This window comes from Zarconia navalis LEGE 11467 (genome assembly GCF_015207075.1).
GTDB classification, from domain to species: domain Bacteria; phylum Cyanobacteriota; class Cyanobacteriia; order Cyanobacteriales; family Geitlerinemataceae; genus Zarconia; species Zarconia navalis.
Map to the genome: position 1 here is coordinate 1 of NZ_JADEXN010000079.1, position 13,003 is coordinate 13,003.

Below are 13,003 nucleotides of genomic sequence, written 5' to 3' on the forward strand. Positions count from 1 at the left end.
ACATCTACCGCTTTACCCTCGATGCACCGACCAACGTCGAAGCCTTAGTGGATGGTACGAGTACCGAAGTCACCGTGGAACTTGCGCGAGATTTCAACAACAATGGTGTTATTGATGAAACTCAGGTTGAAGACTTCATAGAAATTGTCGAAGCGTCCACCTCCACCAGCGACCTGGGGGTGACTCTCGATGCGGGGACCTACTTCCTGCGGCTGCAAAACAGTGGTTCCGACACCGACTACAGCCTCACCCTCGCCCCCCAAGCATCGCGGCTGTTCCCAGACCGGGCGGGCAATACCCTACCGTCAGCATTCGATGTGGGGGTGTTGACCGAAGCGCGATCGCTTGTCGATACCGTTGGCGTATCCGATAGCACCGATTACTATCAATTTGAGATTACGACACCCACCAATGTCGGCATCACCTTCGATGCCCTCGCCGGAAGCCCAGCACTTGCCCTCGGTCGAGATTTCGATGGCCCTTCGGGCGATAGTATCGTTCTCGAAAGTCGCGATATCTTGCAAAGTCAGGGCCCATTGACCGCCCCCCAACAAACGGCGTGGAGTCTGCATCTAACCCCCGGCACTTACTTTGCCCGCGTCTCGGACGAGTTTACAGAATCTTCTGTATACGATCTTGAAATCTCTCCCACTCCCCCACCGGGATTACCCGCAGACGCAGCCGGAAATAATCTCCAGACAGCCCGAAATTTGGATGTTCTCACCGGAATGCAGACATTTAGCGACAGCGTGGGCCCGGCCGACGAACGGGATCTCTATCGCTTCGTTCTCGATAGTCCCACCACGGTGGATTTCTTACTCGACCCCACCGGGAGTAGTCCGAATGTGGCACTTCAGATCCTGAACGATCTCAACAATAACGGAAGAATAGAGGGGTTCGGTGCGGGAGAATTTATCCCCGGTGCGTTTGTGAATCCGCAAACCCAGCAAGCTCAAACCTCCATTTTTCTCCAACCGGGTGTTTATTTTGCCGGAGTGGTTCCCGTGTCGGGGAATCTAGATACGATCGATTACGATTTGAGTTTATCGATCGTTGGATGAACTGATAAATGGGTTGTGGGTTGGGTTTGGCGACGGATTTCCCAACCCCTGGATCGATCGATTTCTAATCGATTTTTAGCGCTTTTTTGGATATCTCCCGCGTTGCGATCGACTTTGGGTCAACCCACTCAAACTGGAGTCGAGATCGCCTCCAATCCCATCTCATGGAGTCTGTATTTAACTCCGGGCAATATTAATTACGATTTGAGCCTCTCGGTCCTCTAGGGAAGGGGTGATTTTTGTTGCATCGGTTGGGTTCCGTCGCCCGTTTCCCAACCGAGTTCGCCAAAATTTTTCGATCGATTCTATCGTCAATCTCTTCTAAAACGTAACGATATATAAATTTAAAACCCGATCGAAATTCATTATATTTACTATTCTTAATGAAAAAGATTCGGACTTATGTTTATCATCCCAATTTTTTAGCTAATTTAAATTAACGGAACAAATTGGGGATTATTAAAGTCGAGAAAATTACCAGGCAGTATCGATCGGCGGTTACTCTACAGCTTTTTTTCTTGACATAAACTCCCTAACTAAAAATGACTGTCAATCTCCTGGACATCGACTACTATCGTCGAGTCAATCCCGACTTGGCTAATTTTACGGCTGAGCAAGCGACTCAACACTTTTTTGAATTTGGTATTCGTGAAGGGCGAGATTTTTCCCCGATCGTCGATCTCGATCTTTACCGAGCGGCAAATCCCGATTTAACCGCGGTCGGCTTCACGGACAATCGTCAATTTTTCGACCATCTTTCGCTTCACGGTGTAGCAGAAGGTCGGCTATTTTCTAATACATTTCATCCGAATTTTTACCGCGCTTCCCACTCCGATTTAGCGGCTGTCGGCTTCAATAACGAGCAACTGTTCGATCATTTTCTTCAATTCGGCATCGATGAAGGGCGAGTCGCCTCGAACACGTTCGATATCGGCTTTTATCTCAACTCTCATCCCGATTTAATCGCTGCGGGATTGAACAATCGCCAAGGCTTGAATCACTTCAACCAGTTCGGCATTAACGAAGGACGCATCACCTCAACTCAGTTCGATGTCGGCACTTATCTGGGCATTCATCCCGATCTGGTCGCTGCCGGACTAAGCAGTTCCCAAGCCTTCGACCACTATCAAGTTTTTGGAATTAACGAACAACGCACCGCCGCGCCATTCTTACCCCTGTTCAGCGATCCTGGAGAGACGATCGACACCAGTTTCGACTTAGGGGTCGTGGCTGGGAACCGTTATTTCGGCTATGTCCTAGATCGCTTTTATAAGACAGATCTTTATCAATTTACCCTTTTTCGCCCCAGTGCGATTCGTTTCGATGCCCTCGAAATACAACCCAACAATCCCTTTTGGTATGTCAGAAGCAAGTTATGGCGCGATTCTAATGGCAACGGTCAACTCGACTTCGACGAACGTCTTGATGATAGTCGAAGTCGAGTTGACCGCTCCATATCAGGTTTGTTAACCCCCGGAACTTACTGGATTGAAGCCAGTCTCTTTGCTGAAGACGAATTTCCCTTGCGGCCAACAGCATATAATGGCAATTTGCTCGTCAGTCCCATTGATGCGATACCCGTCGATGGGGCAGGGAACTCGGCATCTATCGCCCGCGATCTGGGTACGCTGAGCGCCGTGCAAACCTTCAACGATGCGATCGGACTGCTCGATAACATTGATGTCTATCGCTTTACCCTCAATGAACCCGCGAATATTGAAGCCATACTCGACGGGAACAGTAGCAACGTCACGATCGAAATTGCCCGAGATTTCAATAACAACGGTCAAATCGAGAGTTCCTCGTTTGCTGGAGGTTATACCGAAATTATCGAAGCGGCTAACAATGAAGTCGGCGTTTCCCTGGATGCCGGAACCTACTTCTTGCGCTTGCAACGCGATCGCGTCGATACAGATTACACTCTCACTCTATCGCCCCAAGCCTCGAGACTGCCCTCGGACGGTGCGGGGAATACCCGATCGATGGCTTTAGATTTAGGAGTTTTGAATACAGAGCGATCGTTTAGCGATACAGTCCTTGAAACCGACAAGATCGACCTCTATCAGTTCGAGATTACCACCCCCACCAATGTTGGTATCGTCCTCGATCGCCTCACGGGAAGTCCCCTGGTGGCAATGGGTCGGAATATTAGTAGCGGCGCGATCGATCGCAGAACTCTCGAAAGGCGCGACATCTTGCAAGGTTTTGCAACTGGCAATGGACCGAGTGCCCCCCAGCAAACGGCATGGAGCGTATATTTAACCCCCGGCACTTACTTCGTACAAGTCTCAGACGAAAACGATTTCTCACAATACAACCTCAGTATCGCTCCAACCCCCCCACCCGGATTAGCACCGGATGGAGTGGGAAATAGTGCGGATACCGCCAGAAATCTCGATGTTCTCACCGGAACTCAGACCGTCAGCGACAGCGTGGGAGCAGCTGATGAGGCGGATGTTTATCGCTTTGTTCTCGATCGCCCTTCGACGGTGGATTTATTACTTGAAGCGAATGACGGTACTTTTGGATTCTCGCGATTCGGTTTATTTAGCGATTCTAATAATAATGGCATCATATCCGACATCGGAGATTTCTCCAGAAGCTTCATTATCAGTTCTAACGATTTCAGAACGGAAGAATCAGTTTTACTCACTGCTGGTGTTTACTTCGTCCAAGTTCTCAATCGCGGAGAAAGCATCAACTACGATCTGACTTTGTCCCAGATTTGAGTTTGTAACATCAGATTTCGATCGACTTTTATAAGATTCGGATCTAACCAAAGAGTAACCAATCATGACGAATAACCTTCTAGATCTTGACTACTATCGTCAAGTCAATCCCGACTTGGCCAACTTTACCGACGAACAAGCGACTCAACACTTTTTCGACTTCGGACTGCGGGAAGGACGAGATTTTTCCCCGATCGTCGATCTCGATCTCTATCGCGCCGCCAACCCAGATTTAGCTGCGGTCGGCTTCACAGAGAATCGTCAATTCTTCGACCATCTTTCCACATTTGGCGTAGCAGAAGGACGGCTGTTTTCCCATACTTTCAATGCCGATTTTTATCGATCGTCTTACTCCGATTTAGTTACAGTGGGGTTGAATAACGAGCAACTATTCGACCATTTTCAGACATTTGGCATCAATGAAGGTCGAGTTGCCTCGAATATGTTCGATATCGGTTTTTATCTCGATCGACATCCCGATTTAATCGCGGCCGGATTCACCAATCGTCAAGCCTTAACCCACTTCAACCAGTTCGGCATCGATGAAGGACGGATCGCGTCTACCCAATTCGATGTCGGCACTTATCTGAGTCTACATCCCGACCTCATCCAAGCCGGACTGACGAGTTCCCAAGCCTTCAACCACTATCAAGTGTTCGGCATCCACGAACGCCGCATCGCCGCGCCATTATTGCCCGTCACCAACGATCCCGGATCGCAGTTCGAGATCGATACAAGTTTTGACTTTGGGGCGATCTCCGGTCACCGTCGCTTTAGCAATGTCTTAAACGCCAACAATCAAAACGACCTCTATCAATTCACCCTTTTTCGCCCCAGCCAGATCGGGATCGATCTGTTCAAAATGCAGCAAACGTCCTTGGGAGGCTTTCGTGGCGTGCAGAGCGAGTTATTGGTCGATCTCGACGGCAACGGCCAACTTGACTTCGACGAACGCCTTGATGTGGGGGGTGGATTGTTTGGTAACTTCCCCATCACCGGTTTGTTGTCTCCGGGAACTTACTGGCTCCGATCGACGATCCTCCTGAGCGAGGATGCTCTGTTCCGGCCAACGCCGTACGATGGCAGTCTTCTCGTCAGTCCCATTGATGCGATACCCGTCGATGGGGCAGGGAACTCGGCATCTGCCGCCCGCGATCTGGGGGCGCTAAGTACCGTGCAAACCTTCAACGATGCGATCGGACTGCTCGATAACACTGATGTTTACCGTTTTACCCTCGACGAACCGACGAATATCGAAGCCATACTCGACGGCAACAGTGGCAACATCACGATCGAAATTGCCCGAGATTTCAATAACAATGGCGAAATCGAGAGTGCTCGGTTCTTTCGGGATTACACCGAGATTATCGAAACGGCCAGTGCCCAAAGCGACCTGGGTATTGCCTTGGATGCCGGAACCTATTTCCTGCAACTGCGACGCGATCGCACCGATACAGACTATACCCTCACCCTATCGCCGCAAGCATCGAGGCTGCCCCCCGATACTGCGGGGAATATCTTTGAGATGGCGTTAGATTTGGGGGGATTGGATACGGGGCGATCGGTTAGCGAAACGGTGAATGAAGCCGATCGAACCGACTTCTATCAGTTTGAGATCGATACCCCCACCAACGTCGGTATCGTCCTCGATCGCCTCACGGGAAACTCCGCCCTAGCCATCAGTCGCGATCGCAACGGCGACGGCGAACTGGAGTTCGTGCAAGGGGTACATCCCACCCTGGGATCGAGCGCCCCCGAACAAACTGCATGGAGTCTGTATTTGACCCCCGATACTTACTTCGTTCGGGTTTCGGCTAATCCATTTAATTTCTCGTTATCGCAATACAACCTCAGCATTACCCCAACTCCCCCACCGGGATTACCCCCAGATACGGTAGGAAATACTCCGGATGCTGCCCGAAATTTAGATGTACTGACGGGTATGGTGGGTGTTACCGATAGCTTCGGTGAGGCCGATCGCCTCGATTATTATCGCTTCGTTCTCGATCGCCCTTCTACGGTGGATTTGTTACTCGAAGTTGCCGAAAGTATTCCCGGCCAAAATATCGGAGTCTCGATCTTTGCCGATGCGGATAATAATGGCGCCAGGGATATAGGAGGATTTTCCCGAACAATTCCCTTTGACGATCGAACCCTCACCGCCGAAGCATCGATTTTACTCGATCCAGGGGTTTATTTTACCTCAGTCATTAATGGGGATAAAAACGTCAATTACGATCTGAGTTTATCGGCAACCTAGTGCCGTTACGCAGAACGATCGCGGTTTGTGCGCTGGAAAAATGTGAAAATCTGTAGGGGTAGTGCCCCCGTGCGCGTCCCCTATTTTGTCGGTGGGGTCTAAGCTGCTACGCATCTAATTTACTAGTTTTGACTGACGCGGGGACGCCCAGACGCCCAGAAGACTTGAGCATTTTTATCTTGCGCCTGAGAATATACGATTTAAATGCGCATTAGCTTACCTTCATCAAAACCGCGACAAGATCACGCGAAGCTGAAATCCGACCCACTCAAATCGTTAACGCTAATCCCCTCAAAGAGAACCTCTCCGCCATAATTCGAGAAAAACCTCGTTCCGTCAGAAGTATTCACAAATCGATCGTCTGCAATGGCATCGTTAAACCAAGCTTGCGGGTTCAAGCCACTCCAACCCCGAAATTCGATCGTATCGACCCCTGGCTCGAAATCTGTAATGATATCGACTTCCCCCGAACGCAAGCTGCGATTGCGAACGAAGACAAAGGTATCGGAACCATCTCCCCCGGTCATCGTGTCGCTACCGCGTCCTCCGGTTAGGGTGTCGTCATCTTCTCCGCCTAATATTTCATCGTTTCCGGGACCGCCGAATAGATTATCGTTGCCGCGAGCGCCGTTAATTTTATCGTTTCCCCTGCCACCAACGGCGCGATCGTTCCCTCGACCCGCTTCGAGGATGTCGTCACCGCCGTATCCAAACAGGCGATCGTTGCCTAAACTGGCGTAAATTTTATTGCTGCGATTATTTCCCCGAAGGCGATCGTTGCGAATCGAACCGTAACTCACACCCGATCCCAATCGATCGATGAGGGCATCTTCAACCACCTTCACCGTACTCGCATCAACTTGAATTAGCGCCAAGCGCGTATCTCGGTTGAACCGACGCTCGTACCGAGCGACGACGAAAGCCTCAACCGAATCGGTTCCGTTATTTCCATCCACATCTCGATCGATTTGCCGCTCGATGAGGGTTACGTTTCCAGTCGAACCCAACCGAACGCGACCGACTTTTTGGGAAGAAATTAAACGCCCCGTGGCTGCGGAATAATCGACAATTTGAGGGTTGTTACTATCGGTGACATCGAGTAAGAGGAAAGATGCACCGGACCTCGCGCGGGAATATTCAGCATCGGGATTTTCGATTTCTTTGGCATCGATGGATAAATCGGCGATCGCATCGAAGGAAAAAGTTTCATGGGCTCCCACTTCAAAAGCCGCCGTCACTTTTGCTTTACTTTTCGCCGTGCCGTTAAAACTTCCCGATTCGGCTTCCACGACGATTCCCGTCTCCGAAAACAGGGCCGTAAAAGCATCATCCCTCGAAAACGTGGATTGTGCTTCGGCAAAGGCTTCGGCGATACCGTCTTCGAGAACGACATCGGCATCATCTTCTAGCACATCTAAAGACGGCTGATGGCTGTAGTTTTCAGTCACCAGTCCCCCTTGAGCAAAGGCAAAGTTATCGTTAGAAACCGAACCGGACGGTCGTAAAAAGTGAGTATCTTGCATTTTTGTTTTACTGAATTTCTATAGTTGTGGAGAGTTTGAATCTAAAATATTTTGTTAATATACAGCGAGACAAATCGATTTGTCTTGCCAGAATGGCAGGTATTTTATTAGTTAGATTATCCGATAAAAATAAATTCAAACGTCCTGGAAGATTCACGGTGTAATTTCATAATGATTCAGACTGCGATCGAGCCTAAAATACGGTGAAGATAGGAGCTTAGAGTGCTGTACGATCGAAACTTAATCCCATTTCACCAATGGGGTTGCTCGATCGCTCCAACTACGCAAATCCGTGCCTCTAAGTTTGTCTTAATTGTGAAGACTTTTTAAAGAGAGTGTAAAGATCGTTGGATGGTTCTTACCTCTTTCTCACGCTAATTTAACCCGCGCCTTTGTGTGCGGTAAACCTGACGACTATCGACAATTCACCCAGCAAAAATCTCTCCAAATCTCGTTTTCCTGACGAATTTTAGAGAGAGCAAACGCGATTTACGGTGAAACGCGATCGAGCTGATTTCGGGCGTGTTGTGCGGCTTCTGTATTGCCTTGTTGTTGGTACAGTTCGGCAGCCGCTTGAAAATCCGCGATCGCCCCTTCTAGATCTCCGAGTTGATTGTTGCGAACGGCTCCGCGATTGAAATACGCATTGGCGTAGTTGCGATCGATGTCGATGGCGGCGCTGAAGTTGGCGATTGCTTTTTGGTAATTGCCCAGTTGTGCGTGCAGGATACCGCGATTGTAATAAGCCAGGGCGTAATCGGGGTCGATTTGAATCGCTTGGGAATAGGCTTCGATCGCCCCAGCTACGTCGCCGAATCCGGCTCTGGTTGCCCCCAAACTCAGATAAGCAGGTGCAAAATAGGTATCGAGTTCGATGGCGCGATTCAAGTTGGCGATCGCCCCTTGCCAATCTTCCAACTCAAGCAGCAACTTGCCCCGATGGTAGTAAGCGAGTGCGTATTCGGGATCGAGTTCGATGGCTCGATCGAAATCTGCCATTATTTCAGAGACATCGTTCCCATTCAAGGTCGAATGCCATCGTGCTACCCCCCGACGGAAGTACGCCTCGGCATCTCCCTCGTCCAGGGCAATTGCAGCGGTATAATCTTCGATCGCGCCGGAAAAGTCGCCACTTTGCGATCGTAAGAAGCCCCGGTAGAGGTAAGCTGCCCCGTAGTTGGGATCGAGGCGCAAAGCTTCAGTCAAATCTGCGATCGCCCCTTCGATATCGCCGGTGTGGTAGCGCTGGCGGCCTCGAATATAATAACTTGCCGAATCGTCCGGTTCTGGGTTCGCCGGCTTCGCAATTTGGGCCCGAATCGGAGGCGCGCAAACGAGGCTAGACCCGAAAAACCCTAGAACCAGCAACCCCATTAAAACCGATTTTGTCAACATGGAAATTCGATGGCTAATCTCAAGTTCGTCGTAGGGGTCCTGTGCGCTTCCCCTGACGCAGGTTTACGTTTAAACCGCCATTTGGAGTGCTTTCATTTGCCTGAGTGCCGACATCGCGTTTACGTATCAGCCTCGATCGAACCAAACGCCTCAATAGTACTACAAGTGGAATTTTTCGATCTCTCAAATCTTGGGTGAAGATAGAAATAGCCCGATCGAATTGAGCCTAGATAAATTAATGAAGCGCACGCTAGCAACTTTTACCGCACTGCTACTACTGGGGTGGACCCTCCCGGTGCGAGCCGACGATCCCGACGATTCGCGCAAATTATTAGAAACTCGTCGCTGTTGCGGCTGTAACTTACGCAGTATCGATTGGACGGGTGCGAACCTTCAAGGTGTCGATCTGAAAAATTCCGATTTGTTCGGGGCGATTCTGACCGCAGCGAACTTGAGCCAGACAAACCTCGAAAGCGTGGATTTGCGCTATGCCAATTTACAGGATACAAATCTACTCGGCGCGAATCTGCGCAAAGCGAATCTGGCGCTAACCAACTTGAGCGGGGCAAATCTAAGTGAGGTGAATTTGACGGAGGCGACGTTGGAAATTGCCAAAATGGGGGGAGTCAACTTGAGCGGGGCAAATCTTGAGGATTCCGATCTCAGAAATGTCCGGTTGCAAGAGGCAGATTTGACCGGGGCAAATCTTCAAGGTGCCGATCTTCGAGACGCAGATTTAACTGGGGCAGATTTAACTGGGGCGAATTTGACTGGGGCGAATTTGTGGGGAACAAATTTAGAAGGTGCTAATTTAAGTGAGGTGGATTTGTGCGGGGCGATTATGCCCGATGCCACTCCCATTCAAGCTATCTGTCCCGAATTGTAGGTATCTCTCAAGTTCTTTAAGAACGAAAAACCCTCACCCTCAAAACAGACTCAATTGCAAGGGAGGCTGTTCGACGCTATCCCAAGGTAGGGGGGGAACGTGCATCCCCCGTGCTTCGAGTAAATGTGAGAAATCCCGTGCCGTACCCGGCGATCGCTCTTCAATGGGACAGTGAACGAAGAAATAGACTCGCTTTCCCTGGTGCAACCATCCCTCGAGCCAGTTCGCCCACTCCGGCCAAAATGCCTCGTTGCGCGATCGCACCGGATGGCTGATGAAACGGACGATCGTGAAATCGGCGGTGACAATGGGCTGCACCGGCAGTTTGGGTTTGCGGCGGGAGGAGTTCTCTTGAGGATCGTCATCGCCACTGTAGATGGGGCGGCTGTCGAGGATAACCCGCCCGACTCCCAAGCCTTCGAGGATGGCATTGAGTTGCAAGGCGTGAGGTTCGCAGAACCAGTCGGGATGTCGAACTTCGAGCGCCAAGGGGACATTTTCGGGCAAGGCTTCGAGAAACGCTTCTAAGTCTGGTAGGTATTCCGGGCCGTAGTTGGGGGGTAACTGAGCGAAAACCGGCCCGAGTTTATCTCCCAAGCCTTCCATATGCTCTAAAAATCGTAACGTTCCCTCGATTGAGGGTTGCAGCAACCCGCTATGAGTAAACTCGCGCGGTAACTTCAGGCAAAATTCAAAATCATCGGGCGTTTCGAGGGCCCAACGCCGAACGGTTTGTGCGTCGGGGATGGCGTAAAAGGTGGTGTTCCCTTCCACGGTGCTAAAGCGACGGCTGTAGAGATGCAAAAAATCGCTCGTTCGACTGCCGGTGGGATAAAACTCTCCCAGCCAACCGCGATAGGCCCAAACGGCACAGCCGAGTTTAAAACGAACGTCCATAGTTTTTCAATCCTTTTTGAGTGCGAAACACCCTAAACCCTACCCAAATCGACAATGCGATCGCGCTACTGGCGGAGGCGATCGCGATCGAGGGGATTTCTGTATGGCGAATGGCGATTGCCACCAGCGCCCAAACTACTACCCCCGGAAACGCCAGATCTCGCCGTCGCCCCACCACGATCGCCCCTAAAAGCGCGGCGACCGCCACCATAGCGATCGTCCAGCTGACGGTCGAGATGCCCCATCCCTGCCAGTCGATCGCGTATAGGGCAACTGCCGCATTCACGATCGTCGCTACGCTAATCCACGCCAGATAAATACTGACGGGAATGTGGACGAGCCATTTAAACTTGAGGGGAACGAGCTTTTTCCCAATTCTCAATTTCCGATAGGCCCAAATTAGAGGTAGCAAAATCGCCACCATTGCCCCTAGGGAAAGAACGAAAAAGCGCCACTGAAATAGAAAGACCCAGAGAATCTGAGCGATGCTGCTGGCGACTAAAAGATAGCCCAGCTTCCTCAGATCGGGGTGCTTCCGTTGGGGGGGCTGAAGTTGGTAAATGCCAAATCCGATTAACCCCAGATAAATAAGACCCCAGATTGAAAATGCATAGTTAGCTGGGGTAACGAGCACATCGCCCAAGAGAGTATTCGATATTTCTCCAATGGTTAGATCGCCGATGGGATTGAGATTTGACCAGATATTAATAAAGAAGGCTGCCAAAATAGAAGCCAAGGTAGAAACTTGTCTGAAAAAATCTCGATCGAAGCGGCGTTTCATCATTTTTATCGGGTCGATCGTACAACATACTTTTATGTATTTTAGATAAATTTTTACCAGTTATACCGATTGTTCGCAATTTCTTTTCAATCTGTCCCAATTCAATGGGATTCGGCTTGGTAAATGTATCTACAAATAGGGTTTAATATTTTTATTCTCACTCTAAAACTCTAGATATAGCGTTGTTTTTCAAGAGCATCGATCGTCCGGGAAGTTTTCGGTTTTACGGTGGGTCGGGCGATTTGTACGCTAGAGTGCGCCTCAATCGCCAATGCACCCACTTCATCGACTTTCCGATCGTGGAAAAAAAGACTTTCTCGCCAGTATCGAGGGATCTGGTAGAATGAGTAGTCCTTGCTCCAAGAGCTATCCAAACCTCCAAAGTGACTCAGTCATCAAGAGTCCATCGGAAAGTCAAGTTTGTCGATCGCTCCGAGCCAAATCGTCCACAAGGAAAAGATATCCCTATGGGAAAACCCAAATCCCCCGTCTACGAAACCATGTACATCCTGCGTCCGGATCTTGGAGAAGAGCGCACGGAACAAACCATCGAAAAATATCGCGCTCTACTCAACGAACAGGGTGCCGAACAACTGGAGATTCAGCATCGCGGAAAACGCCGCCTCGCTTATGAAATCAACAAGCACCGAGACGGCATTTACATTCAGATGAATTACGTTGGCCCCGGAACTTGCATTGCGGTCATGGAGCGATCGATGAAAATGAGTGAGGAAGTCATTCGCTATCTGACTCTAGTTCAGGCGGCCCCGGAAGAAGTATCCGAATCGGAAGAGTCCGTCGAAGAATAATTGAATCGCGGCAAACTGCCGGTGGTTCGTCCCTGAATCGGGAACCTATCTCGATCGAACTTCGCGTTCGGACGCTTCGGCAATCGTTATCTAAGCCACGAACGCCTTCAAACATTTTTGGACGTTCGATGGCTATTTTTTATGGCCGGTTTTGGGTTCGGACGCGCGCGGACACGGCTAGCGCGCACCGCTTCCTCTATCTCCCCATAGCGTTCGTGCTCGTCGAACGCCCATTTCCTACGTAATATCCGATACTGTTATCCTGTCGATCGGAGTTAGATTAGTTTTGTAGAACCACAACGGCAAACCTTACCCGTATTCACAAGGTTCCAGGTTGGAATAAAATTGGTTAGACCTTTTGCTAGAAGAGCAGATTGTCTTTTGAGTTTGTCGATCGAACTTTCATCTCGAAAGACGATCCGATCGAGCGACCGCTACGGTCGGTCATGTCGGTCTTTCCACCGATGGAGCCTTTTTTTTGAGTCGTTTGGGTCGTCTAATTGGCCATCGCACCCAAATCGCGACCCAAACCTAGTTATAGTAGAGCCGACTAACGCAAGTACAAAACAACATATGGCGATCGCTTCCCACTCGATCGCGCCCGTCAAACGATGCCCGCGTGACAACTGGTTTGCCCAGGACTATTTATTATGACACAATCG

Annotated in this window: 10 protein-coding genes and 1 pseudogene; 6 read left to right on the forward strand and 5 right to left on the reverse strand. The window is 50.0% G+C overall.

Annotated elements, in window-relative coordinates:
* The 4 genes and pseudogenes from IQ235_RS06210 to IQ235_RS06225 form a co-directional block, all read left to right on the forward strand.
* Positions 1–1,061: pseudogene (locus IQ235_RS06210) on the forward strand (hypothetical protein); the annotation flags it as partial.
* Between the two features lie 15 nt (positions 1,062–1,076).
* Positions 1,077–1,286, forward strand: coding sequence for a hypothetical protein (locus IQ235_RS06215; RefSeq protein WP_264320625.1), 210 nt, complete (start codon positions 1,077–1,079; stop codon positions 1,284–1,286).
* Positions 1,287–1,603: 317 nt separating this feature from the next.
* Positions 1,604–3,790, forward strand: a complete 2,187-nt coding sequence (locus tag IQ235_RS06220; RefSeq protein WP_264320626.1) for a pre-peptidase C-terminal domain-containing protein — start codon at positions 1,604–1,606, stop codon at positions 3,788–3,790.
* A gap of 64 nt (positions 3,791–3,854) precedes the next feature.
* The gene (locus IQ235_RS06225; protein WP_264320627.1) at positions 3,855–6,050 is read left to right on the forward strand and encodes a hypothetical protein; all 2,196 of its coding nucleotides are present in this window, start codon (positions 3,855–3,857) and stop codon (positions 6,048–6,050) included.
* Between the two features lie 242 nt (positions 6,051–6,292).
* Here IQ235_RS06225 and IQ235_RS06230 read toward each other — a convergent pair whose 3' ends face one another.
* Both IQ235_RS06230 and IQ235_RS06235 read right to left on the reverse strand, forming a co-directional pair.
* Entirely contained in the window at positions 6,293–7,573 is a 1,281-nt protein-coding gene (locus IQ235_RS06230) for a calcium-binding protein (RefSeq protein WP_264320628.1), read from the reverse strand.
* Positions 7,574–8,062: 489 nt separating this feature from the next.
* Complete coding sequence (locus IQ235_RS06235; protein ID WP_264320629.1) at positions 8,063–8,968, reverse strand: tetratricopeptide repeat protein; 906 nt, start codon at positions 8,966–8,968, stop codon at positions 8,063–8,065.
* Positions 8,969–9,206: 238 nt separating this feature from the next.
* On the opposite strand from IQ235_RS06235, the gene IQ235_RS06240 reads away from it, so the two are divergent.
* Positions 9,207–9,854, forward strand: coding sequence for a pentapeptide repeat-containing protein (locus IQ235_RS06240; RefSeq protein WP_264320630.1), 648 nt, complete (start codon positions 9,207–9,209; stop codon positions 9,852–9,854).
* Positions 9,855–9,893: 39 nt separating this feature from the next.
* Here the strand turns inward: IQ235_RS06240 and IQ235_RS06245 are convergent, their stop codons facing one another.
* The 3 genes from IQ235_RS06245 to IQ235_RS06255 all read right to left on the reverse strand — a co-directional run bounded on the left by IQ235_RS06245 (position 9,894) and on the right by IQ235_RS06255 (position 11,906).
* Positions 9,894–10,751, reverse strand: a complete 858-nt coding sequence (locus IQ235_RS06245; protein WP_264320631.1) for a DUF72 domain-containing protein — start codon at positions 10,749–10,751, stop codon at positions 9,894–9,896.
* Entirely contained in the window at positions 10,735–11,535 is an 801-nt protein-coding gene (locus IQ235_RS06250; protein WP_264320632.1) for a TspO-related membrane protein, read from the reverse strand. Before IQ235_RS06250 ends, IQ235_RS06245 begins: the two co-directional genes overlap by 17 nt.
* Before the next feature lie 167 nt (positions 11,536–11,702).
* Positions 11,703–11,906 (reverse strand): hypothetical protein, encoded by a 204-nt coding sequence (locus tag IQ235_RS06255; RefSeq protein WP_264320633.1) that lies wholly within the window; start codon positions 11,904–11,906, stop codon positions 11,703–11,705.
* A gap of 93 nt (positions 11,907–11,999) precedes the next feature.
* On the opposite strand from IQ235_RS06255, the gene rpsF reads away from it, so the two are divergent.
* Positions 12,000–12,341: a 30S ribosomal protein S6 gene (gene rpsF / locus IQ235_RS06260; protein WP_264320634.1), complete on the forward strand. Its 342-nt coding sequence runs from the start codon at positions 12,000–12,002 to the stop codon at positions 12,339–12,341.
* Positions 12,342–13,003 lie beyond the last annotated feature (662 nt).

What these genes read in the sequence shown, in the direction of transcription:
- rpsF (WP_264320634.1), top strand. Translation starts at nt 12,000, where the DNA reads ATGGGAAAACCCAAATCCCCCGTCTACGAAACCATGTACATCCTGCGT.
- IQ235_RS06245 (WP_264320631.1), bottom strand. Translation starts at nt 10,751, where the DNA reads ATGGACGTTCGTTTTAAACTCGGCTGTGCCGTTTGGGCCTATCGCGGT.
- IQ235_RS06220 (WP_264320626.1), top strand. Translation starts at nt 1,604, where the DNA reads ATGACTGTCAATCTCCTGGACATCGACTACTATCGTCGAGTCAATCCC.
- IQ235_RS06225 (WP_264320627.1), top strand. Translation starts at nt 3,855, where the DNA reads ATGACGAATAACCTTCTAGATCTTGACTACTATCGTCAAGTCAATCCC.
- IQ235_RS06230 (WP_264320628.1), bottom strand. Translation starts at nt 7,573, where the DNA reads ATGCAAGATACTCACTTTTTACGACCGTCCGGTTCGGTTTCTAACGAT.
- IQ235_RS06235 (WP_264320629.1), bottom strand. Translation starts at nt 8,968, where the DNA reads ATGTTGACAAAATCGGTTTTAATGGGGTTGCTGGTTCTAGGGTTTTTC.
- IQ235_RS06250 (WP_264320632.1), bottom strand. Translation starts at nt 11,535, where the DNA reads ATGATGAAACGCCGCTTCGATCGAGATTTTTTCAGACAAGTTTCTACC.
- IQ235_RS06240 (WP_264320630.1), top strand. Translation starts at nt 9,207, where the DNA reads ATGAAGCGCACGCTAGCAACTTTTACCGCACTGCTACTACTGGGGTGG.